Below are 24,347 nucleotides of genomic sequence, written 5' to 3' on the forward strand. Positions count from 1 at the left end.
ACTATTTATAGATTATAATGAAATGTTTAAAGCAAATGTATATTGAGTTGTAATTGGCAATGCTACACCTCCTGCATTACGAAATTCAGGATCCTGACCGTTTAATCTTTTATCAGAATAAAGTAATAATGGATTAATTGCTGATCCCTTTAATGTGAAATTTGCTAATCCTAATTTTTGCTTGAAAGCTTTTGGGAATTCCCAACTTAAGGATATATTTTTTAATCTTACAAAATCTCCATCTGCAATACGTACATCAGAGAAATTATATGTGTTATAAGCAATTCCCAATTCTTTGGACTGAGCATTATAATTATTAATCAAAGGTTTATCAGCTATTACAGGTACATTGGTACTGTTTTCATCTCCGGGATTAATCCAACGATTTGTAAAATCTTTTGTAAAAACAGTTAAATCACTATAATTGCTGGAATAAACAGGGTTTAAACGTACCTTATTTCCGGCTGATGCAACAACGAAAACGTATAATGACCAATTTTTATAAGTAAAAGTGTTCGAAAGTCCAAAAGATTTATTAGGTTCTATTGAACCCTCATATTTTAAATAATTAGTTACATTATCCCTATCATGAAAACTTGCTCCGGCAACATTATCCGATTGTCCATCTTTCATTACAAAAGTTGGCAGGCCCTGGTTATTTAATCCGGTAAAATGATAAGAATAAAGAGAATTTCTTGGATGGCCAATAGTATTTCCTCCCGTTCCTTCGATTAAATCAAAAGCGGATGCCTGGTTCTCTAATTTTGTAATTTTCTGGTTATATACAGAAAAATTAAAATTAGTTGACCATTTAAAATTGTCAGTTGCTATATTTTTGGTAGTCAGACTAATCTCAAGACCTTTAGTTTCCATATCGGCATTATTGCCTTGTTTTACTTTTTGTCCGCCAATTCCTGATGTTATTACATAATCAACTAAGTCAAAAGCTTTACGGCTGTATATATCAGTTGTTAATTGTAATTTGTTGTTGAACACGCCAAGATCAAAACCAAAGTTGGTTTCAAATTGTTTTTCCCAGGTTAAGTCTGAATTTTGTAATTGATCTATACTAATACCTGATTCCCTGTCATCAATATTTAAACGATTAGTGATGAAATTTTTATAAATCGCTAATGAATTTGTAGCCGGACCTGCCGTTGCTGTAAGTCCATAAGATCCTCTTAATGCTAAATTATTTACAGATTCAATATCTTTCATAAAATTTTCCTCCTTCATATTCCATTTTCCACTAAAAGTGTAAGTTGGAAGCCAACTGGCTGAATTATTATTCCCTTGTCTGTTTGAACCATCATAACGTCCGGTAACTGAGGCTGTATAACGGCGATTATAGGTATATCCTGCTTTTCCAAAGAAACCTGCCGTTCTTTCTCTTTCTTCATTAAATCCAAAATAAGAACTTCCCTCATTAATAATTTTCGCCAACATTTTCGGCTCTGTAAAACTTGTAAGGCCTTTATCGTATTGTATACCGTAAGCAGTAAAATTGTCGCTCTTCCTATTTAAAGATCTTATCTCAGTACCAAATAATCCCTCAAATTCATGCTTAAAATTTAAAGTGCGTCTATAACTTACACTATTCCTTATATAAAATGAATTTAAATCATCTGTAAATTTTCTTAACATTCCGCCATTAGGAAGAACTGGTACTTTTGGTGCCGTTAAATCGTTTGGATCCTGGTATAAAAAAATATTCGCATCTCTGACAGCAGTTGTTTCTGCAGCTTTATAAGCCCCTATTATATTTGAATCTTCCAGTATTTTATGTTCTCTTCCGGTATTGGCATAACGGGCTGAACCTGTAAGATTATAAGTTAGGTAAGGATTAACTTTATATTCTAAATCCATTTGGAAACGAATATCTTTTACCTGGATTTCCATGAAATTATTTTTAAGTTCATTTAAAATATTAAAAGGTGCCCAATTGCTTCTGTAATATTCCAGATTTCCATTGTCATCGTAAGGCCTTAGAGTTCTGTTTGTATTTAAGGCATACTTAAAAGGATTAATATCAAAATTTCGGGTTGTCTTTCCAAAAAGATCATCATTTTCACTATCATAACTTCCTGGTGCACCCTGATTCCTTACAGAAGCTTGTGTACCAAGTGTAATATTTAAGTCATCATTAATATAAAAAGTACTTTTTAAGTTTGATGAAAATTGTTTTACATGATCGGCAATACTCCAGCCCGGATCACTATAATAGGCTAATGAAGCGTACATTGTACTTTTTTCTCCTCCTCCCGAAAAACTCAGGGAGTGGTTTTGGGCAATCGAAGGACTAAACAGTGTCTTAAACCAATTAGTATTGGCTAATTCATATTTTCTTAGAAAGGCGTTGCGTCCAGCCGGGTCATTACTTACTAAATAGCTGTCTGTTTCGGGAACATACGTATTAATTCCTCTGGCTAAAATATTATAAACTCCTCCATAACGTCCTTGAGCGGTTGAAGGCAAATCTAAAAATCCTTTTGCCTCCACTTCTTTCAAAACACTCATGGTTTCTTTTGAATTCAAAATGTCGTATTGGCTATAATTAGGTACTGTTCTCGCCGTTTGTTCTAATGAATATGTTATCTTTAAAGGAGAATCTTTTCGTCCCTGTTTTGTAGTTATAACTACAACTCCATTTAAAGATCTTGATCCATAAATCGAAGTTGCTGATGCATCTTTCAAAATTTCAATACTTTGTATATCATTAGGATTAATTCCGGCAACAGAAGAACTTAATAAGGTTGCAGAATTTCCTGAAGCCAAATCTGATACAGACACATTAATAATATCTTCCTGAACAACACCATCAATAACCCATAATGGCTTTGTATCTCCAAAAATTGAAGAAGATCCACGAACAGTAATTTTTGGAGCTGTACCAAAAGTTCCTGAAATATTCTGTACAGTAACCCCGGCCACTTTTCCTTCTATTGCCCTGCTTATATCAACTAATCCGTCAACTTTAAGTTCTCCAATGGGAATTTTACTGACAGCACCTGTAAAAGTCCTTTTAGAGGTTTTTTCATAACCTGTTATAACTATAATTTCTTTTAAAGTTTGCCCTGATTCGGTTAAAACAATTGTTGGAAAATGATTCTCTGTTCCAATTTCTTTGGTTTCCATTCCAACATAAGAAATAACCAACTCGTTACAATTTGATGGTATTTTGATAGAAAAGCTCCCATCAAAATCAGTTAATACAACAGTTTTAGTTCCTTTGGCAGTTACTGTCACTCCTGGCAGGGGAACTCCGTTTTGGTCAGTAACTTTTCCTCTAATAACAGGATCATTAAACCTATTTGATTTTGTGTTATTTTGCAAAATAATCTGATTGCTTATTTCTATATAAGTAATATTGAATGGCTTCAGGATTCGACTAAGAATACTTGACAATGTTTCCTGATTAGCCTCAATACTAACTTTTTGATTTAGCTGCGGTAATCTTGAATTGTACGAGAATTTTACGTGTGCAGACTTTTCAAGTTTAGATAACACATTATCCAGACTTAAGTTTTCAACTGCAATGGTGACCTTTGTATCTAATTTTTTTTGTCCATTCACATTGTTTGCCATAATAACACTTGAAAACACAAGTGCTAAAACGAACTGAAATAGGGTTATTTTCATGATTCGATAGAGTAATCGTTGTTTACCAACTGATTTTTTCATAATTTTGATTTGTTTTGATTAATACTATTCAAGCGTATTTTTAGAAACACAATAAAATGACTCTTTCCAGAGAGTCATTTAATTTTATCAAGTGTCGGATATGCTACAACATTTCGGCACTTTTTTATTTTTATCACATAGGCAGCAATTTAGTTTTATTAAATTTATATATAGTTTGATTGTATATTACTTAATAACAGCCCTGTGAGGTTATTATAATTTGATTTCCATTCATTTCAAAACTGGTATCAATGCCAATACTTTTACAAATAATTTTAAGCTTTTCTGATAATGGCTGGTCACTTAATGAAGCTGTTAAATGACAATCTTTTAATTTATCCTTAGGGAAATCAATATCAACCAGATATGCCTGCTCTATTGTTTTAAAAATCTGATCTACAGGAATATCAGTAAATTCAAAACTTAATTGTTCAATATTGCCAGTATTACTAGTCAATGTCTTGTCTTCTATGATATTAGTGATCTTATTAAAACTTAAATCACTTCTGAAAAAGCGTAAGGCTTCATTAGGAAGTAAAACAACCTCTTTTTTCCGGTCTGAATTTGCAGCCAATTTGTTTGAACTTACCCTGACTTTACCTGTCCGAACAAGCACTTCAATATTTGGCTGGTCCGGGTAAGCTTTTACCCGAAAACTTGTACCAACTACTTTTGTAATAATTTCGTTTGCGTAAACAAAAAAAGGTTTATGGGAATTTTTACTGATTTCAAAGAAACCTTCACCGGATAAATAAACTTTTCTTTTGTTTCCTGTAAAGATTTTAGGATAACTTAATTTACTATTGGGTTGTAATAAGACAGAACTGCCATCAGACAGAGTAATTACTTGCGGCTTGTTAGAATTATTTGTTTGCTCTACAAGTCCTTCGTTACTATCATTAACAAGTTCCTTATATGTAACAGCAGTATGATTGGTTCGAAATTGATTTTTGTAAAACCAAACCGAGAAAAAGGCAAAAAACATAGCAGCTGCAACTCCTGTTAGCCAATACTTTTTTAAGTATCTGCCAGCATTGATTTTAGTTGATTTATTGCCATTTTCTATCTCTTCAATTTTAACCCATGTTGATTGTAATGCAGTATTTAGTTCTGAAGAAGAAATAATAGTATAAGGTACTTTCATTGCCAGCAATAAAAGCCGGGCATCTGCAACCAATTTAGCGCGTTGTTGATTTTCTAAAGTCCATTCTTCCCAGCCATGTTCATCAACTCTGGACAAAATCCATGTTCGGAATGATTCATCTGATAAGAAATCTTCAATTTCGATATAATAATTACGTTTTTGCATCTATAAATAAGGTTACAAAAACACAGAGGACAGCTTCTTTATTAAGTACTCACCAATTTATATTTTTTTTTATATTTTCTTTTAAATAAATTAAAAAGCACTGGAAGACAGCAATGCAATGATCGAAAGACTTCCTTTCCATTCTTTTCGAAGCTTAAATAATCCACGATGCAAAAGATTCTTTGCCGATTGATAATTAACATCTAACATTTCTGCAATCTCTTCTACACCCAGCCCTTGATTATACCTTAAAAATAAAGCCTCTTTTTGACGCGGGGGTAAATCGTTTAATAATTTATTGAGATAGAAAACACTTTCCGCAGTTGCCTCATCATCAATAAGTTCTTTCTCAACCGAAAAATCAAAAAGAAATTCAATTGAATCTGTAGTTGTAGTTTTTCTAAAAACATGATCCCGTTCGTACAAACGTGCAATTCTCTTTCGTACACTTGACAATAAATATGCCTTTACCACATCTGGTTCTTGCAAGGATTCATGATATAACCAAACATCTGCAAATACGTCCTGGACACAATCCTGAACTCTTTCAGGAAAAGGAGAAAATGAGTTTCCATAATTAATTAAATCACCATAGTACTTTTCAAAAAGCAGGGAAAATGACTTTTCGTCACCCGCTTTAAGTTTATTCCAAAGTTTGTGGTCATCATAGGTTTTCATTGTCAGAGCCTGGGTCTTCATAAAAAAATGCTTTTTAGTAAAAATGTCATTCGATTTTTTAATCATCAGATAAAATGAACATTATTTAAAGAATTTTATGTCTTTAATAATTATTCCAAAATGTGAGTTCTAAAAAAAAATCACTATCAATTAGTGTAATAAATAAGATTAATGTATCTACAAGAATAAAAAGGGAGGCTATAAAACTCCCACGTTTAAAAAAACTTAACCATTCTTATTCAGTTCATGCAATAAAAATTTTCATCCGCAAACCTCATTAAAACTTCATTATTCCATGGTATCCTTTTGTATCAAAAAGGTGCCTCATTTGTTATATTTAATGGTATCGGCTAAACCATGGATTTATAGTTAAAAACCTTTTGGCGAAGAAGGACAGAAATATGGATTTCTAAAAAACTTCCTAAATCTATTTGATTGGAAACTGTACTTTTTTTGTGGGCGAAAGCAAATGATTAAGAAATTTGCTGCTCCGGAAACTTTATAACCATACATATACCCAATCGGGGTTAATTCCAACTTCATCTGATAAGAAATCTTCGATTTCGATATAATAATTACGTTTTTGCATCTATAAATAAGGTTACAAAAACACAGAGGACAGCTTCTTTATTAAGTACTCACCAATTTATATTTTCTTTTATATTTTTTTAAATAAATTAAAAAGCACTGGAAGACAGCAATGCAATGATCGAAAGGCTTCCTTTCCATTCTTTGCGAAGCTTAAATAATCCGCGATGCAAAAGATTCTTTGCCCTCTTTTCGAAGAGTTCTAGTTAAAGAATAATTTGTCTTGTGTGCTGTGCGAATGTCTCCTGACTTTGCACCCGCAACGATAAGACACTAACATATTCAAACAAAATGAACCATAAAAAACAGGCAAGTTCACTTGTTTTTTTATTCTTAAGAAACACCAAATTTTCGGGAGTAGCCGTCTTGGTCTGGAAGCTAAGAATTTAGTGGTATACAGCAGCAGTAATACCAGCACGGTCGTAGATTCAACTCCAACAAATTTCTTATCTTTGACTGGTGATAACTGCCGTTAAAATAGCATTTTGCACACTAAATTTTTAAAACAACATGGATATAGTCAAATTTAAAATCACATCAAAAACGATTAAAGTAGAAGTACGCAATTCTAACAATTATATTTTCAATTTCAATACTGCTTTGGAGATTGAAAAACAAGACAGGGATGTTTTATTGAAACTATACAATGCACTAGATCTTCTCTTTAAGAAAGAAAATCCCAGCGAAATAAAAAACTACATTTCGCCCAACCAAACAAATATACTTGACCAAATTTCAACCGTTGACAATTTAGAACAGGAGAAATAAACCACTCTGCACTGAAAGTACAGAGGTTTGGTTGGCAGACTGAAAGTCTGCAAGGTTGCAGTACTTATTTATTAGCCACAAATTACACAAATTTTCACAAATTAATTAGCGCTAATTTGTGTAATTTGTGGTTAAAATATTTTTAGAAGCTAAAGCTAAATGCACTAAAGTGCATAGTTTTAAACTACTTCTGAGACCAATAAACAAGCTATAGATTATGTTAAATAATTCTAAGTTAATATTCTCTTATTTTCTGGTTGCAGAACATATATACCTATAAAAATGTCCCCAAATTGACAAAGTTGGGGACATTTTAATGGTATCTTATTTAAATTATAAAGGCTATATTCTTACCTTCAGGATCATATTTTCAATTCTGGAATTAGAAATCTCAGGATTGGCTCCCGGTGCTTCAGCTACTAAGGCTCCTACTGCACAGGCAAAATCAATAGCTGTTTGCGGTTTTTTTTCGCCAAGTAATGAAGTTATCAAGGCCGCTAAAAAAGAATCTCCTGCCCCTACTGTATCAGCAACCTTGACCGGATAACCTTCATTTTGATAAAGCTGTCCTTCCCACATTAGCAGAGCTCCGTGTTTTCCTTTCGTTACGCACATAGCCGTGACCTGAGTTTTTTCAGAGATATAAAACATATTTTCTTCCAATCCGGTAAAAGGCGAATGCATGGCTGCAGCTATTTCCAATAATTCTTCGTCATTGAATTTAATAAAATCAGCAGAATGCATTAATTGCTCCAGAATTTCATAGGAATAATGAGGCTTTCTTAAATTGACATCAAAAACCTTATAGACTTTTGTTTGCAGCAATTCTTCCAGAGATTGTCGGGATATTTTGTCTCTGCAAACCAGGCTTCCGTAAATTAAAACATCAGCATCAGTTGCCAGATTTTTAGCCCGATCATTCAATACAATTTTATCCCAGGCGGCTGGGTAGCTTATTTCATAACTAGCCGAGCCACGTTCGTTTAGTGTTACATTAACTAATCCGGTAGCAAAATCTTCTGTTTGCATAATGGCGTTAGTATCAAGTCCTAAACTTTTTACCTGATCAATAATTGCTTTTCCATCTTCATCATTTCCTACACAGCTTATCATGGCCACTTCACACCCTAATGTTTTCATTCGCAAAGCTACGTTTAGCGGAGCGCCGCCAATCTTTTTTTCATTGGCAAAAACATCCCAAAGCACCTCTCCGTAGGCCACCGCCTTAAGGTTTTTTCCGTTATTCATTCCAAAATTATTTTTAATTAATATTATTCGGGTTGTGTAACCTGAAGGTTTGAAATCACTGCATTTTGCCCTTCTGCCAGTAATCCCCATTTGTTTTTATCCCGTCCGTAAATTCGATTGGTCAAGGCTGCTTTTCCGTTGATATAAAGCACTACCACACTTCCTTCGGCAATAATCTCAACATCGTATTTAGTACTTGTTTGAAATTGGAACGGTATTCTTGTCACTTCCTGAGAAGCCGAATTGAAACCTTTTATTTTTCCCTGAGCGATATCAAAAACTATTTTGTAATAAGCACCGGCATCATTCGTATGAAAAATAAATCCTGCTGTACCGGAATTATTTGTCAAAGTAACTTCTGCTTTGATCTTTGCTTTTTTACCGATAGCTTTAAAAGTTACCAGTGCTTTTTCTGTAGTGCCTGATAAAGTATAAGTTCCATTATTTACAGTTGCATTTTCTGAAGTTGCATCAACCTCAGCCGTGGCATTCTTTTTACCAAACAGATCTTTGACCGATTGTGGCGATTGTGTTCCTAAAGTTCCATCAGCATTTTGGATCAGTTCATGAATAACCATGTTTCCTGCCCAATCTTTATTTCCAAGATCATTTTCCGGCGTTTTTCTGGCGTTCCAGCCAAAAACATATCTCTTGTTTCCGTCAGAAGCTGTTTTTCCTGCATAAAAATATTCCCCGTCAATCATGTCATTTTGTGGCGTTGTCCAGGGGCCATTGATAGAGGATGCCATTTTGTAATGTGTTCCCGTATTACCGCTCCAGTTTTCAGAAAAAATCAGGTACCAGTAATTACCCATTTTAAAAATGTCGGCACATTCCATCATCAAATAATTCTCCTGAGGAGTTGTGGTATAAAGAGGTGCTTGAACATCCCATTTTCCGGAAGCCGGATCAGCACTTGTAAAATGCAGTAAAACGGCTTTTCTTCCAGGTTCAGTCTGCGTACTCACCAGCATTGAATATTTTTTCAATTCATCATTATAAAATACATGCGGATCTCTGAAATCATAATTATAATAACCTGCAGGCGCCGTAATTTTAAACGAAGGATTTTTTGTCCAGTTTTTCAAATCCGGACTTGTGGCGCACAATACACTTTCTCTTGCATTGGATTGCAAAAAAGCAGGTAAACCATTGTGTCCTGTATAATAAAAGTAGTAGAGATTCTCCACTTTCACCACTGATCCTGTGCCAATAGCAAAATCAGGGTCATTGGTTTGACCATACGGAATCGTTTGGCCTTCGTATGTAAAATGGGCTAAATCGGTACTTGAAAATTCATGGATATCATGAAATCCTTTTCCGGACGGTTTATTTTGTGCATCATGCAGAAAGTAAATATGAAACTTTCCATTATTAAAAAATGGCATTATATCTCCTGTAAATCCTGCACTGTAATACGGATCGTTTGCTCCCATCCATTGTGCAGGCGGCATAGGAAAAACACTTGTTATTTCAGAATTCCCGCCTGAAACAGAACCTCCCATATATGTTTCGTCAGAACTACAGGAAACAAGCGACAAGAAAATGGAAACTATCGTTATTATATTTTTATATTTCATTTTTGTTGAATTCATGGTTAATCTTTAGCTAAATAATTGATACTATTTTGTGTCAAAAGCTTAATATTGGTTATAAACTCGTTGGCCTGACTTGGCACACCACTGCTGTTGGTTTCGTTATACCAATCATAAGCTCCCATTGAAATCACGATTACATTTTTATTGGCAGATGTGTTTGGAAACTCTGCAATGGTAACTCTTCCGTCAAGACCATTATCCCAGGCTTCACTGGCCAGGTTGGTTCCTCCTGTCTGGTTTCTCCAGCTCTCTCCGTTGCCATATCCACCCCACTCCGGTAAAAACCACCAGGCGGTATGGTTCAATCTGAAAGTTCCAGCTTGCAGCAAATTCGCTTTTCCAGCTTCAAAAGTGACCAATCCCTCAAAAATCGGGTGGCTTTCATGTCCAACAAATGACATTCCCCAGGAATTTCCATCTACAAATCCATTTGGAGGAAAATCCCCAAAAACGTTATTCGGTCCTTTTCCTGAAGGCACAATTCCCAGAGCATCTACATATTGCGAAGCAAAAGAGGTCAAAAGTAAATTTCCTCCGTTAGATCTGAAATTCTTTAAGGCAGTCGTTACAAGAGGATTGTATGCTACAGCAGGTAAATTTGCTGCCGAATCAAAGTGCCACCAAATTACATCGATATCACTTAGATCAGCACCGTTTACAATACTATTGAATGAAATATATCTTGCTCCGGTAAAAGTGGTGAAAAACCAATTTGCAGCTGTAATTTCATCCATATTGGTTAATTCACCTCTTGTTGCTGCTGTTCCTAAGAAAGCTACCACTAATCCTGTAACCGGAAGCCCAATATTAGCGGTATAATTCACGCTTTTTCCATTTGCCGTTACTACAAAAACCACTGAATCAGTAAAGTCAATGCTGGTTCCTGAAGCTGGAGAAACAGAAACTCCTTCTGTCAATTCAATAATCGGTGTCAGAGCCGTTAAATTGGTACCTTCCGGCAACGTCATCGTAATAGTTTTGCTCGCATCATTAATTGTTGCGGCAAGTCCATTAATTTTAAAACTCTTTATTGGACTTAAAACCACAACTTTTACTTCATAATCTTTATATAAGTTACCGTTTACTACTCTAAACTTTACCGCATTTGTAAAGTTAATTGAAGTATTGATGTCTAAATTTGAAGTAGCTCCTTCCTGCAAAATCATGTCCGGCTTAATCGCAGTAATATCTGATCCGTAAGGCATTGTTACAGTAATTTTTCCAGTTTTCTGATCAATTTCGCCTACTGTTCCGTTTATTTTAAAAGAAGTAACATTGGAAGGGGAACTGACATCAAAACCGCCATTTTCGAAACCATTTTCACAGGCTGTAATTACGAAAAGCAATGCTAATACTATAGACACTTTGGTCCAGTATTTATATATAATTTTCTTCATATTGATATATCTTAAAATGGATTAATAACCCGGATTTTGTTTGTATAATCCCTGACTGAAATTAATTTGTTTCAACGGAATTGGGCAATATTCTTCTTTACTTGCATCAAAAAAGGCATCCTGATAGTAGGTACGTTTCGTTTTTTCTTCAGTATAAAAGGCATTCATCACTTCATCAGTCACGCCCCATCTAACCAGATCAAAGAAACGGCTTCCTTCCATAGCCAATTCTAAACGACGTTCCCAGCGTAAAGCCTTACGGGCAAAATCCTGAGTCCAGTTGCAATTGCTTCCGTCAACATAAGTTTCAATTTTAAAATTGTTCGCATACGGAAGTCTTCCGGTACTTTGGGCGGCTCTTTCCCTGATTTGATTAATGAGCGGTAAAGCCTCTGCGTGTCTTCCTAATTCAACTAAAGCTTCCGCACGCATCAGGATCACATCGGCATAACGAATTTGTATTCTGTTTTTTGAATTCCCATAAAACGGATCAATATTTACAAAACAGCTACAACTTGGTGCCACATTTTCTTTTAATGAAGCAAAATAACCATACGTTCCCGGAGATCTTACCCAAGCCTCTACATATAAAAACTCAGGATCATACTTATAAGGCAAGCCAGGCATTGCAACAGTATGATACAATCTTGGATCGACCGTATTGCCATCTCTGTTTTTATAATCAAAATCCTGATCATTATAAGTGTCAAATTCCGGCAAACCATTAGCTCCTGTTTTAAAAGCATTCACTAAATTTTGGCTTGGCTTGTGAAAGTCACAACATCCCAGACCTTGTGGTGTAGACAGTACATCTGAAAAATTTAATCTTCCGTATAAAGTCCCGTCATTGTCTGAAAACTGAATAGAGAAGATAGATTCTGCTCCGTTTTCAAAAGCTCCCGGCAAAAAGTTGTTGGCAAAATCAGGTTCTAAACTTGCTTTTCCGATTACTTTATCAGTAGCAGCAATGACTTCCTGCAAATGCTGCTGATTAATTCCTGTAACCTTATATTTTTCGTCCTGAGTGTAAGCCTGATATAAACGTGTTTTAGCTAAATAAGCATAAGCCGCTTTTTGGGTTGCACGTCCTGCTTGCGGTTGTACTTCTGGTAAATTATCAGCTGCAACCTGAAAATCCTCAGCAATTTTGTTCCAAAGTTCTTCGTTTGAAAGTGCCTTGTTAGAGATCGTTTTATAATCTTCTACCGGAATGTCCTGTGTGATGTAAGGAACATCCCTGAACATAATTTTCAGCATAAAATAGAAATGACCTCTTAAAAAACGCATTTCGGCCATTCTCGTTTTTTTCAATGGATAATCGGCTTCCGAAATTTGTTCCAGTGCTTTCAATGCCTTATTGGCTCTGGAAACCCCAACATAACTGATGAACCAAAAATTATCCAGTTCACCAAAATCTGGTCTGATATTATTGGATACTTCAAAAAAGTGAAAATCCTGAATATCATTAGTCCCGCTACCGCCTTTATAGGCATCATCCGAACGTACATTTCCAAACGGCCACAAGCTGTATGGCGAATCGTAATGATCATTACCCAATTGGGCATAAGCTGCGTTCATAAATCCTTCTACCGATTGCGGTGTTACAATATCATCTTCTGACAATACTCCCCGAGGATCATTTTCGAGAAAATCTGAGCAGGAAGCCAATAGCCCCATCACTAAAAACCCTGTTATATATAGTATCTTTTTCATGTTTTTGATTTAATCTTTATTATAATGTAATATTAAGACCAGCCGTAAAGGTTGTTGGTTGCGGATATCCAAATCCTGCATTTTCAGGATCTACGCCCGTAAAGCTTTTAGCATCAATAATCAATAGGTTTTGCCCGCTGATGTACAATCTGAAAGTTTCTAAATTGATTTTCTTCAATACCTCTTTTGGCAGACTGTATCCTACTTGTAAAACACGTAGTTTAAGGTAGTTTCCATTTTCTACATAATAGGTTGAAAATCTGGATTCTGCATTTCTGTCTACTGTCGTTAAAGCCGGAATATTTGAATTTGGATTATCCAAAGACCAGGCATTTAGCAAGCGTGTTCCTTTGTTAGAACCTACATCATCAACACTCCAGAAATCAGTTTGATACTTAGTATTATTAATCACATCAACATCACTTGCCCCTTCCCAGAAAGTGGTAAAATCCCAGTTTTTATACCCTAATCCTAAATTAAATCCGTACAATAATCCCGGATTTGGATTTCCTATCCAGGTACGATCTTTATCTGTTATTGTTCCGTCTCCGTTTAAATCTTTGTAACGAATTCTGCCAAGGCCTTTTCCTTCCTGATTGGCCGAGTTATCTACTTCGTTCTGATTTCTAAACAATCCGTCAGCTACATAACCGTACATAGAGTTAATCGGGCGGCCTAAAATATTGTCGTTTAATCCGTCACCTCCGTAATTGTTTTTTACTTCATCCGGCAATTGTGTAATCTTGTTTTTATTTGCCGAAACATTTGCCGAGATATCATATTTCAATCCAAATGAAGTTTCATCACTGTATCCTAACGTAACTTCCCAACCTTCATTTTCCATCGAAGCACCGTTTACCCAACGGTTTCCACCTTCGCCAATTACGCCTAAATAAGGTGGCAATACTAAAATATCTTCCGTTTTTTTGATATAATAATCAACAGAACCACTTAATTTTTGCTTAAATAATCCAAAATCTAAACCGATGTTGGTCTGCGTTGTAGTTTCCCATTTCAAATCGTCATTTCCGGATTGAGTTGCTATAAAACCTGATGGCAATAAACCGTTTCCGTTTCCTGCAATATCGTAAGCTGTACCAAAAGACGTTGCCCAGGTAGGGCTTCCGCCGGCATAACTTGCTAAATAGAGACTATAAACCGCCGTATTGCTAATTTCCTGATTTCCGGTTTGTCCCCATCCCGCTCTTAATTTTAAATCTGAAAATACAGGAGCTTTATTTTTGATGAAATTTTCATTGCTGATTCTCCATCCTGCTGAAACTGCGGGAAAAGTTCCGAATTGGTTGTTTTTACCAAATCGGGAAGAACCATCGCGACGAATTGTAGCTGAAACTAAATAACGATTGTCAAACTCATAATCTGCTTTTCCAAAATAAGAAAGCAATGAATATGCTGTAGAAGTTCCACTGGTAAAAGATTCTCCCGTTCCTGCATCCGGATACATATAATCTGGCGTTTCTATCAAAAAGTCATTTTTACGCAAGGTATTGGTATCAAAAACATCTTTGTACATTTCTGTTCCTGCCATCAAATTCAAATTGCTTTTTCCAAAATTCAAACTGTAAATAGCCGTATTGGTCCAGGTCCATTTATCACTTTGCGACTGATCAATGGTTACCGAATTCTGATCATTTTGCAGATAACCGGATTTATAGCTTCTTTGTAGCGTTCGTTTTTTATAAAACCCATAATCAAGACCGAAACTACTTTTGATATGAAGATTTTTGATTATCTCTAAATCGGCATAGATATTTCCGAAAAGACGCAAATAATCATATTTATTGTCTTTGTTATATTCTAAAAGACGCACCGGATTTTGTCTGTCGTTCATTCCTCCAACAGGTCCTCCCCAGCCTTTTCCGTCTACAGTGCGTACCGGAATTATTGGCAAGGCACGAAGTGCAGGATCTAAAACTCCGGGATCTGTAACCTCTTTGGTACGGTTGAAGCTGAAGTTTTCTCCAATAACCAATTTGCCATCAAAATATTTATAGGAACTATTCATTCTGGCAGAAATTCTTTCGAAATCAGTTGTTTTTACAACACCTTCATTACCATAATATCCCAATGAAAAAACATAATTTCCTTTGTCTGACGCATTTGAAACTGATAAATCATACGAATTAGCAATTCCTGTTTGAGAAATGGCATCATACCAGTCAGTATTTGAAGCTTTCAGGGTCTGATCTGCATCCAAATATTCAGGAACCAAAACATTATTTAATTGTGGTTTATTATTATTTACCGACCAGTCAAATTGGTATCGTAAGTTGTTATTGTTCGGATTTAATCCGTCATTAATATTTGCCTGCCATAAAGCCTGACCAAATTGATTGGCGTTCATAACATCAAGTTTTCTTGAGTAATCAGAAAAAGAAGAATAGGTGCTGAAATTAATTCTCATTTTACCCGCTTTTCCTTTTTTTGTTGTAATAATGATAACTCCATTCGATGCGCGTGAACCATAAATACTGGCGGATGAAGCATCTTTTAAAACCTGGATTGTTTCAATATCATTTGGATTAAGTTCGTGCATCCCCGATTTGGTTGGCATTCCGTCAATTACATAAAGAGGATCTGTGTTGTTTAAAGTTCCTACTCCACGAATTACGACCTTAGTGTTCGCTCCACTCGGAGAACCATCAGATGAAACTTTTACCCCCGCTACCCTTCCTTGCAGCGCTTTTATTGGGTTGGGTTCTGGCTGTTTCATGACTTCCTTCATGTTTACAACGGCAACGGCCCCGGTAATATCTGTTTTCTTTTGCTTTGAATATCCCGTAACAACAACCTCATTCAGTTGATTGTTATCTACTTTTAACGTTATATTGAATGTTTTTTGCCCTTTAACAGAAATCGATTGTGGTGCATATCCGATAAAAGAAACAACAATTACAGCATCCGGATTTATTTCCTGAAAAGAAAAATTCCCGTCAAAATCTGTTACTGTACTGGTATTCGTTCCGGAAATAACTAATGTTGCTCCCGGAAGCGGCATTCCGTCATCTGACGAAATTACCGTTCCTTTGATTCCTCCTTCCTGTGCCGTCATTATCAGCATAGGAAAAAAGAAAAATAGAAAATAAAAAAAATTACTTTTCATTGTTAGTGGTTTAGATGTTAGTGTTAGTTCTAGTTTATATTTAATTGGTTCATTACGATATTATTCACTTCTATTCCCTGACCTGAAGAAACTGAGAGCGAGTTGAACGGCTGGTTTAAGAAAAAGATTTCGGTAATTACTTTTTCGCCGTTATTGTAAAATATTTCAATGGATGTTTTATCTAAAATGATTTTAAAAGTTCCTTCTTTTTGGCTACCCTCTAAAATTGCTTTGGTAATAGTGGAAGCAAATTTTTCTGAGAAATCAATTTTTCCTGATTTCGAACGATCCACAAACAAATAGTGATCTGAATTATTGATTCCGAAAGTCAAAGATTCTCCCAATGTATTGGAAAGCGTAAAAGTGTAAGTATCCTGTTTTAAGTTTTTTAAATTTAAATTGATAATGGCCTGTATCAAATCTATTTTTCCTGCTTCCGGAATTGAGATTGTACCTTTTCCTTTTATACTTTTTGCCTTAATCGTTTTAGAAACATATTTATTGATTTCTTTCACAGGGTTAGAAATCAAACTGTAATCATTTCCTTTTTTGATTAACTGAATTTCACGGGCAATTGTCATTGCGCTTCTCCATGCATCCGTTGGTACTTGCTGTGCGTAGTCCCAGTTGGACATCCATCCGATAAATAATCGTCGCCCGTCAGCAGTTGGAACATTATTCCAGGTTACTCCGGCATAATTATCTTTTCCGTAATCGATCCAGACTGCTTTTTCCTTTTCTACTTTTTTAGCAAAATTGCTATCCTGCGTAAAAGTCTTTCCATCAAAATCCCCAATAAAGTATTGTGTTCCGGAACCGCCATTAGCTCCACCCGGATTTAAACTCTGAATCAGAACCCATTTGGTTTCATCAGATCCTTTTACTTTCATCTCAAAAAAGTCAGGACATTCCCAAACACCTCCGTGAGCACCGATATTTTTTCCAAAATCAGATAAATATTCCCAGTTTTTAAGATTGGCTGATTTATAAAACTGAGAACGGTCCTGTGCTGCCAAAACCATTATCCATTGTTTATGGGTTTCATCCCAGGTTACTTTTGGATCACGAAAATCACGAATTCCAGGATTTTTTATGACAGGATTTCCTTCCTCAAATTTCTGCCATGTAAAACCATTGTCATTCGAATACGCTATATCCTGCTGTTCGACATCAATTTTGTTTTCTTTTTCCTTTGTCATATCGTGCAGCGTGTAAATTGCTACGATTGGAGCCGTTTTTCCGGTACCTAAGCCTGAAGTATTGTGTGTATCTACAACAGCACTTCCTGAAAAAATGTATTTATCATTATCCGGATAAATCCCTATTGGAAGCTCCTCCCATTTAATCATATCTTTACTGATTGCATGTCCCCAGTGCATTGGTCCCCATTTATTTCCATCAGGATAATACTGATAGAATAAATGATAATTTCCGTCAGCGAAAAACATTCCGTTTGGGTCATTCATCCATCCTTTTTTAGGGGTAAAATGAAAATTAGGACGATACATTTTTTCCTCAGCCGTACTTACAACTGAAACCGGAGTAGTTTGTGCAGCAGTAGAAAATGGTTTGCAGCCCGATATTGAAAATAGAACAGCACTACAGAATGCCAGCGGTAGATGTTTCTTTGATTTCATTTTTTTTGATATTTTTTTTGGTTAGATTTTCGCTTAATACTTCTAAAGAAATTCCTTTGGTTTCCGGCATCATAAAAATTACAAACAGTAATTGCAGCACCATCATTAAGGTAAAGATCAGGAAAACCACTTCTGGTCCTATTTCTGAAAACAACATTGGAATTAATGACGGAATTATCGCTGCCAAAACCCAGTGTACTGAGCTTCCAAAAGCCTGTCCGGATGCCCGAATATGATTGGGAAAAATTTCTGAGATAAAAACCCAGATAACGGCTCCCTGACCAATGGCATGTGAAGCAATAAAGAGGAAAAGAAAAGTAGGTACTGATAATCCTCCCCAATTGTAATAAAAAGATGCAGAGACCAATCCTAAGGAAATAATATATCCGACAGAACCAATGTACATTAACAACTTTCTTCCTAATTTGTCAATTAATGCCACTCCGATTAAAGTGAATATAAGATTGGTAATTCCAATTCCGATGCTGCTCAGCAAAGCGGTATTTTGTCCTAAACCAGCCTCTTCAAAAATTCTTGGTGCATAATATAAGAAGGCATTAATTCCTGAAAACTGATTAAAAAAGGCAATTAAAAAAGCCAGCATTAATGGAAACCGGTATTTTTTCATGAAAATATTTTCATGTCTCGTAACACCATTTTCTCTGGAATCATCCATGATGTCTTTAAGATCTGCATTCGGATCAATTTGAAACAGCACTTTACGAGCCTCTTCATCACGGTTTTTAGATAATAACCATCTTGGACTTTCCGGAATGGTGAGTATACAAAGAATATAAATAAAAGATGGAAAAGCCTGAACTCCCACCATCCAGCGCCATGCATTTTCACCAATATCTTTTAGAAAGTAGTTTGAAATAAAAGCAATTAAAATTCCAAGTACAATGTTAAACTGATATAAGGCTACCAATCGGCCTCGTTTGTTTGCAGGGGCTATTTCAGAAACATAAGCCGGAGCAGCAATGGTTGAAGCTCCAACACCTAAACCTCCTATAAACCTGAAAGCAGCAAAAACATAAGGATCGTTTGCATAGGCAGCACCAACAGCAGAAATGAAATATAAAATTCCAATCCAGAACAGCGTCTTTTTACGACCTATCTTATTAGTTGGAATTCCTCCAAAAATAGCACCTACAACTGTTCCCCAAAGTGCCATTGCCATAACAACAGATCCATGAAAAGCATCAGATGAATGCCAAAGAAGCTGTAATTGTTTATCAGCTCCAGAAATAACTACGGTATCAAAACCGAATAGAAAACCTGCCAGTGCAGCAGTAACAGACCAAAGTAATATCTTATTCATTGTACATGTATTAAAAACTTGTTGCTAAGATATCCGCAATAAAAACAACTTATTTTTAACGATGTTACAATTTAATTCTATAATTATTGCTAGTTTATCATTTAATCACGAACACCTTTATTTACAAGGCTTTACATAAATTAAATTTTATTTACGAAAACCGTGTAGTTTCGATTTCGTTACATTTTGTATTAAATTGATACATTAATTGCTTGAAAAAAGGGGCAAAGCAACAAAGGTTCTGAGGTTCTAAGCTGTTAAACTATAAGTGAAGAAGATTTCAGGCTTTATTTAAGAGCCTGTTTAAAATTTAAATATTTAGATTTTATGAGATTATTTTTCGATAGATGAGGCAAATTTTGAAAGAATAATAGACTTATTTTTGAGTAAATTTTAAACAGGCTCTCTAAGTTTTATTTTTCTTTTTTGAATTGGCTCCTGCTTTAGCTGGAGGTAATTCAAATCTTCTAATCTCCCAAGGTTCTATATTGTTATCCTAACAGGTTTAAAAACCTGTTAGGTATTCTTCTGTATTGATTATTAATACCCAAAAGACCAGAAAAAAGCTTGCAGGAAAACGATTAATACCATTTAGATATAAAACAGTTTTTTGTTTTCCTCACCCCAGCCCTCTCCAAAGGAGTTAAAAAAATTGGATTATTTTATATTTCTAAATGGTATAAGATCGACTTTCTATTCAAAAATCAATACCAAAAACTCATTAATAATTATCGTTTTTGTATTCTTTTGGTGAAATTCCAAATTTATTCTTAAAAGCTGTAGAAAAATAGTTGGGGGAAGAAAATCCAAGTGAATACGCAATTTCAGAAATATTCATCTCATTAGACTTTAAAAGTTCTGCTGCCTTTTCTAATTTTACATTATTAATATGGTCACTAATATTAATTCCAATAATGGCTTTAACCTTTCGATATAGCTGAACTCTGGAAACACTTAGTTTCTCTGCCAAATCTTCAACAGAGAATTTGGGATCATCTACATTCGTCGAAATGATCGTATTCATTTTAGTAATGAAAGATTGTTCCTGATTACCAAATTTTGACTCGGGTTCAATACGATAAATATTATTGGTATAGTAGTAGCGTAATTTTTCTCTGTTGAAAAGCAAACCTGAAATGGATTGTTTTAAAATAGAAAGACTAAAAGGCTTTGTAAGATATTGATCTACTCCGCTCTGTAAACCTTTTAAAACTGATTCCTTGTTGCTTTGTGCCGTTAAAATAATAATTGGAATATGTGAAGTACGTAAATCTTTCTTTAATTCTTTACTAATTTCATAGCCATCTTTGCCGACCAAATTAATGTCGCAAATAATAATATCCGGAACAATTTCCATTGCTTTTTCAAGAGCGTCACTCCCGTCAGAAGTATGAACTACATATTCGTTAGATAATTTAGCTTTTAAAAAGGTAATCAAATCGACATTGTCTTCTATAATCAAAAGAGTATGTTTCTCTGATTCAGCAATTGCATTTACTTCATTAAAATCAGATTCTATATCCAGGTTATCAGTTATTAAATTTGGAATTATATTTACGTTTTCAGCTTTATCAATGATTTCCGAAGGCTCTAAATGGCTACTGCCTTTTAATAAAGTAATAATAAAATCGCTTCCTTGTTTCGATTTTAGTTCGATTGTTCCCTTATGCAGGAGCACAAACTCTTTTGACAAATGAAGTCCTATTCCTGAGCTGTTTTTGTTGTTGTTTGAAGCTCGAAAAAAAGGCTTGAAAACATTGGACAATTCATTTTCAGGAATTCCAATACCAGAATCTTTAAAATGAATTTTAATTGTATCGTCCTGATTTTCAATAATTGAAATACTTATTTTTCCATTATCTGGTGTAAATTTAAAGGCGTTAGAAAGCAAATTGAAATACACTTTATCCATAAGTCCCCTGTCAATAAAGAGTTCCGTGTTTTTGCTCTTACCAGTTAGCTGAAAATCAATATTTCTGCGGGCTGCTTCTCCTTTAAAATTGGTCATTACTTCATTTGTAAAATCATAAATATTTGTTTTTGAAGCTCGTAACCAGAATTTTTGCTCTTCTATTTTTCTAAAATCTAATAACTGATTTATTAATCTTAATAATCTGTTTGAATTTTTATGAATCAGTTTTACTTCATCAATAAGTGATGTTTTTTTTATCTTTTCATTTTCAATTAGTGATTCCACATAACTCATAATCAAAGTTATGGGTGTTTTGAATTCGTGTGAAAGTCCGGTGAAAAAATTCAATTTGGCTTCATTGCTTCGTTCGGCAATTTTAGCCATTTCCTGAATTTCATTATTTTGATCAATTACGGTTTGATTAATTCTTTCGAGTTGTTTTTTCTTCCTTGAAATTGAAATAGTCGAATAAATACTGTATACCGTCAAACTCAAAATAATCACTAAGAAAAAACTCAGTAACCGAACCAGATTGTTCTGAGAAGCATATTCTCTTTCCTGCACTTTTATCGCTCCCTGCTGCGACTCGATAACTGTTTGCTGCTGGTCTACTTTATCCATCTGGTTTTCAATAATTTCAGCATTATTCTGATCGATAACAATCGTATTGAGGATATTATTTTTAGAAATCGGTTCTTTGTTATATATTTTTAACGCCAGTTTCAAAGCTTCATTTCCTCCTGTTGGATACAAAATAGTCCCATCTAAAACCCCACTTTTAACCAACTCAATTCCGCCATTAACAGTGTTGAGTCCGTCAACACCAATAAATTTAATTTTCTTTTCTAATCCTAGTGTTTTGGCTGTTTCCCAGGCACTTAATGCCATACGGTCGTTATGGGCAAAAATATATTCAATATCAGGATTTTGTAAAAGAATTGCTTTTAACGGTGCTTTAACTGATTCTCCTTCCCAATCGCCATGAATAATGTTCTCGACTTTGAAACGTCTGTTTTCATTGATTATTTGGTCAAATCCCAGACTGCGTTCATACGCTGGTGATGAACCATTTGCTCCGGTAATTTCGATAATTTTGCCAGAACCTTTACTGTGTGAAATAATATATCGGGCAGCAATCCTTCCAATTTCAATATTATCGGCTCCCAGGTAAGCGGTGTAATTTTCTCCCTCAATTTTTCGGTCTACCACAAGAACCGGAATACCTGCTTTAATTGATTTTTCGACAACAGCCGTTAAGGGTTTTGACTGAATTGGTGATACAATAATAATATCTGCTTTATTAGAGATGAACCCTTCAATATCTTCGATCTGTTTTTGAATGTTATTATTAGCGTCACTAATATGTAAATCCACTTCAGGCCGCAAAGAAGCCTCAACTTTGATGGAAATATTCATTTGTTTACGCCAATCGTCCGTAGTCATGGCTTGAGAAAATCCGACTTTGATTTTGTCTCCTTGCTTTTGTTTACAAGAAACGAAACTTAATGATGCTACAAAGAGTAGCAAAATATATTTTATAAATTGATACATGAAATTATGATTTTATGTAAATGAATGACTTTAGAAATATTTCCTTAAAAAATAACAACTTGCCAAAATAATTAGGAAGAATTATTTTTTAACAAGGAAGAAGGAAACAGAAAATTTAAAAAGTAAAATTAAACTTTTATTTCATGCACACAAATCAGAATGGAAAATTCATCGTTAAGAGGGAATAATCCCTGGTGCTTTTTAATAAAAATAAAGTTTTTTTTCTTTAACAAAATCATTAACTTGTTTTAGAATTCAAATTTTACATTAAAAACACTTACTTAATTGTAAATAAAAAAAACTATGCGAGTATCAGTTATCAGAAAAAATATAAAATTTATCCCTGATTCAAAAAGAGTTGTTGCCCGATATTTTATGAATGGTGATGAACGAACCCAACAAATGGTGAGCCGCATAATGATGCTTGATGAAAAACAAGTATTGGAAACCTTAGAACAAACACTTCGTGAATTTGCCAGACGCCATCGAAATATTTCAGCCATATTTTTCAGGCATTGCGAAAAAATCAGAGATTTAATCGAAGCAATGCAAATTGATTATGAAGCTATGTCTCTTGATCGAAAGATGCTCATTGGTTCTTATTGTACGATGGAATACGCTATAGAATCTGCAGCAATTTTTAATCCTTCCATTGTTGAAGATTTTGATCAGTCGGGTTTGGAGGCAGGCGAAAAACGCGTTATCATTTCTTTCCGTGCAACTGGTGAAGGTCATATTTCATCAATTGTTTTTAGAAGAGGAATTCTCGACAAGGACAACAATTTACAGGTAATGAAAATTGGTCATCATATTGACAAGGCTGAGATTGAACACAAAACTTTGTTCAACAAAGAGCGATTTTTGACTAAATTGTCTGAAATGCATACTCAGGACAAATATATAGTACAGATTATGCAGGATCTGCCAGAAGAATTTGAGTTTGCGATTCTAAAAAACATGGTAAATACAACCTTAAGCGATCCTTCTATTAGTGAGGAAAGAAGAATGGCAATGAAAGAAATACTCTGGTTAGCCGATTCATTTTATGATTTACAGTTTAAACATGATTCTGACATCACCGAGCGTGTTATATTTCCAATTTCAGATTCTGAAAGCCGTGGTATCGAAGATGCCCGGTTTGTACGCTTTGTTGATGATGATGATTCCGTTCGTGTTATGGCTACCTATACTGCATATAATGGGCACACTATATTACCAAAGCTTATTTCTACCGAAGATTTTTATACTTTTAGAGTAATGCCTCTACATGGTATTGGTGCCCAGAATAAAAATCTGGCTTTATTTCCCAGAAAAATAAAAGGCAAATATGCTATGCTGGCACGAATCGATGGTGTAAACAATTACATTATGTATTCTGACAGGGCCACCCAATGGAATAACCCGGTTCTTCTTCAGGAACCGCGTCATCCATGGGAATTTACACAAATAGGAAATTGCGGATCACCACTTTGGACTGCAGAAGGATGGCTTGTTATTACTCATGGTGTAGGCACAATGAGACGTTATTGCATAGGTGCTTCTTTATTTGATCTTGACAATCCATCTAAAGAAATTGGAAGACTTAAAGAGCCTTTGCTTTCGCCACTAGAAGACGAGCGGGAAGGTTATGTCCCGAATGTGGTATATTCCTGCGGGGCGATAATTCACAACAAAAGCCTTATATTACCTTATGCTGTATCTGACTATTCCTCTACCTATGCGGTAGTTGATATGGTAGAATTGATAGATGCTTTGAAGAAAAGCAAATAGAAAACCAGCACATCATTACCAGTAAATAAACACAAATAAATTCACATTTTAA

The 24,347-nt window shown here is 34.9% G+C and carries 13 protein-coding genes; 2 read left to right on the plus strand and 11 right to left on the minus strand.

Features of this window, described 5'->3' with window-relative positions; genetic code table 11:
• Window positions 1-12 precede the first annotated feature (12 nt).
• The 3 genes from J2W48_RS03150 to J2W48_RS03160 all read right to left on the minus strand — a co-directional run bounded on the left by J2W48_RS03150 (window position 13) and on the right by J2W48_RS03160 (window position 5,689).
• Window positions 13-3,681 (minus strand): SusC/RagA family TonB-linked outer membrane protein, encoded by a 3,669-nt coding sequence (locus J2W48_RS03150; protein WP_310277964.1) that lies wholly within the window; start codon window positions 3,679-3,681, stop codon window positions 13-15.
• A gap of 190 nt (window positions 3,682-3,871) precedes the next feature.
• Window positions 3,872-4,990 (minus strand): FecR family protein, encoded by a 1,119-nt coding sequence (locus J2W48_RS03155; RefSeq protein ID WP_310277967.1) that lies wholly within the window; start codon window positions 4,988-4,990, stop codon window positions 3,872-3,874.
• 90 nt (window positions 4,991-5,080) lie between these two features.
• The gene (locus tag J2W48_RS03160) at window positions 5,081-5,689 is read right to left on the minus strand and encodes an RNA polymerase sigma factor (RefSeq protein WP_310277970.1); all 609 of its coding nucleotides are present in this window, start codon (window positions 5,687-5,689) and stop codon (window positions 5,081-5,083) included.
• Between the two features lie 1,077 nt (window positions 5,690-6,766).
• Here J2W48_RS03160 and J2W48_RS03165 point away from each other — a divergent pair.
• Window positions 6,767-7,024, plus strand: a complete 258-nt coding sequence (locus J2W48_RS03165) for a hypothetical protein (RefSeq protein ID WP_310277973.1) — start codon at window positions 6,767-6,769, stop codon at window positions 7,022-7,024.
• 342 nt (window positions 7,025-7,366) lie between these two features.
• On the opposite strand, the gene J2W48_RS03170 is transcribed toward J2W48_RS03165, so the two are convergent.
• The 8 genes from J2W48_RS03170 to J2W48_RS03205 form a co-directional block, all read right to left on the minus strand.
• The gene (locus tag J2W48_RS03170) at window positions 7,367-8,272 is read right to left on the minus strand and encodes a carbohydrate kinase family protein (RefSeq protein WP_310277976.1); all 906 of its coding nucleotides are present in this window, start codon (window positions 8,270-8,272) and stop codon (window positions 7,367-7,369) included.
• 23 nt (window positions 8,273-8,295) lie between these two features.
• Entirely contained in the window at window positions 8,296-9,867 is a 1,572-nt protein-coding gene (locus J2W48_RS03175; protein WP_310277980.1) for a glycoside hydrolase domain-containing protein, read from the minus strand.
• Window positions 9,868-9,869: 2 nt separating this feature from the next.
• Window positions 9,870-11,267 carry a DUF4960 domain-containing protein gene (locus tag J2W48_RS03180; protein WP_310277983.1) on the minus strand — a complete coding sequence of 466 codons (1,398 nt, stop codon included), beginning with the start codon at window positions 11,265-11,267 and terminating at the stop codon, window positions 9,870-9,872.
• A 21-nt stretch (window positions 11,268-11,288) separates the two neighbouring features.
• On the minus strand, window positions 11,289-12,980 hold the full coding sequence (locus tag J2W48_RS03185) for a RagB/SusD family nutrient uptake outer membrane protein (RefSeq protein ID WP_310277986.1): 1,692 nt from the start codon (window positions 12,978-12,980) through the stop codon (window positions 11,289-11,291).
• A gap of 19 nt (window positions 12,981-12,999) precedes the next feature.
• Window positions 13,000-16,104: a SusC/RagA family TonB-linked outer membrane protein gene (locus tag J2W48_RS03190; protein ID WP_310277989.1), complete on the minus strand. Its 3,105-nt coding sequence runs from the start codon at window positions 16,102-16,104 to the stop codon at window positions 13,000-13,002.
• Window positions 16,105-16,133: 29 nt separating this feature from the next.
• Window positions 16,134-17,741: a glycoside hydrolase family 32 protein gene (locus J2W48_RS03195; RefSeq protein WP_310277992.1), complete on the minus strand. Its 1,608-nt coding sequence runs from the start codon at window positions 17,739-17,741 to the stop codon at window positions 16,134-16,136.
• The gene (locus tag J2W48_RS03200) at window positions 17,704-19,062 is read right to left on the minus strand and encodes a sugar porter family MFS transporter (RefSeq protein WP_310277995.1); all 1,359 of its coding nucleotides are present in this window, start codon (window positions 19,060-19,062) and stop codon (window positions 17,704-17,706) included. The genes J2W48_RS03195 and J2W48_RS03200 overlap by 38 nt, the downstream gene beginning before the upstream one ends.
• 721 nt (window positions 19,063-19,783) lie before the next feature.
• The gene (locus J2W48_RS03205) at window positions 19,784-22,525 is read right to left on the minus strand and encodes a substrate-binding domain-containing protein (RefSeq protein ID WP_310277998.1); all 2,742 of its coding nucleotides are present in this window, start codon (window positions 22,523-22,525) and stop codon (window positions 19,784-19,786) included.
• 303 nt (window positions 22,526-22,828) lie between these two features.
• On the opposite strand from J2W48_RS03205, the gene J2W48_RS03210 reads away from it, so the two are divergent.
• Window positions 22,829-24,295, plus strand: a complete 1,467-nt coding sequence (locus J2W48_RS03210; protein ID WP_310278001.1) for a glycoside hydrolase family 130 protein — start codon at window positions 22,829-22,831, stop codon at window positions 24,293-24,295.
• The last annotated feature ends 52 nt before the right edge of the window (window positions 24,296-24,347 follow it).

Source organism: Flavobacterium piscis (genome assembly GCF_031457575.1).
Taxonomy (GTDB): domain Bacteria; phylum Bacteroidota; class Bacteroidia; order Flavobacteriales; family Flavobacteriaceae; genus Flavobacterium; species Flavobacterium piscis_A.

Excerpts from the sequence above, each read along its gene's own strand:
- J2W48_RS03150 (WP_310277964.1), bottom strand. The coding sequence starts at position 3,681 with ATGAAAAAATCAGTTGGTAAACAACGATTACTCTATCGAATCATGAAA.
- J2W48_RS03155 (WP_310277967.1), bottom strand. The coding sequence starts at position 4,990 with ATGCAAAAACGTAATTATTATATCGAAATTGAAGATTTCTTATCAGAT.
- J2W48_RS03160 (WP_310277970.1), bottom strand. The coding sequence starts at position 5,689 with ATGAAGACCCAGGCTCTGACAATGAAAACCTATGATGACCACAAACTT.
- J2W48_RS03165 (WP_310277973.1), top strand. The coding sequence starts at position 6,767 with ATGGATATAGTCAAATTTAAAATCACATCAAAAACGATTAAAGTAGAA.
- J2W48_RS03170 (WP_310277976.1), bottom strand. The coding sequence starts at position 8,272 with ATGAATAACGGAAAAAACCTTAAGGCGGTGGCCTACGGAGAGGTGCTT.
- J2W48_RS03175 (WP_310277980.1), bottom strand. The coding sequence starts at position 9,867 with ATGAATTCAACAAAAATGAAATATAAAAATATAATAACGATAGTTTCC.
- J2W48_RS03180 (WP_310277983.1), bottom strand. The coding sequence starts at position 11,267 with ATGAAGAAAATTATATATAAATACTGGACCAAAGTGTCTATAGTATTA.
- J2W48_RS03185 (WP_310277986.1), bottom strand. The coding sequence starts at position 12,980 with ATGAAAAAGATACTATATATAACAGGGTTTTTAGTGATGGGGCTATTG.
- J2W48_RS03190 (WP_310277989.1), bottom strand. The coding sequence starts at position 16,104 with ATGAAAAGTAATTTTTTTTATTTTCTATTTTTCTTTTTTCCTATGCTG.
- J2W48_RS03195 (WP_310277992.1), bottom strand. The coding sequence starts at position 17,741 with ATGAAATCAAAGAAACATCTACCGCTGGCATTCTGTAGTGCTGTTCTA.
- J2W48_RS03200 (WP_310277995.1), bottom strand. The coding sequence starts at position 19,062 with ATGAATAAGATATTACTTTGGTCTGTTACTGCTGCACTGGCAGGTTTT.
- J2W48_RS03205 (WP_310277998.1), bottom strand. The coding sequence starts at position 22,525 with ATGTATCAATTTATAAAATATATTTTGCTACTCTTTGTAGCATCATTA.
- J2W48_RS03210 (WP_310278001.1), top strand. The coding sequence starts at position 22,829 with ATGCGAGTATCAGTTATCAGAAAAAATATAAAATTTATCCCTGATTCA.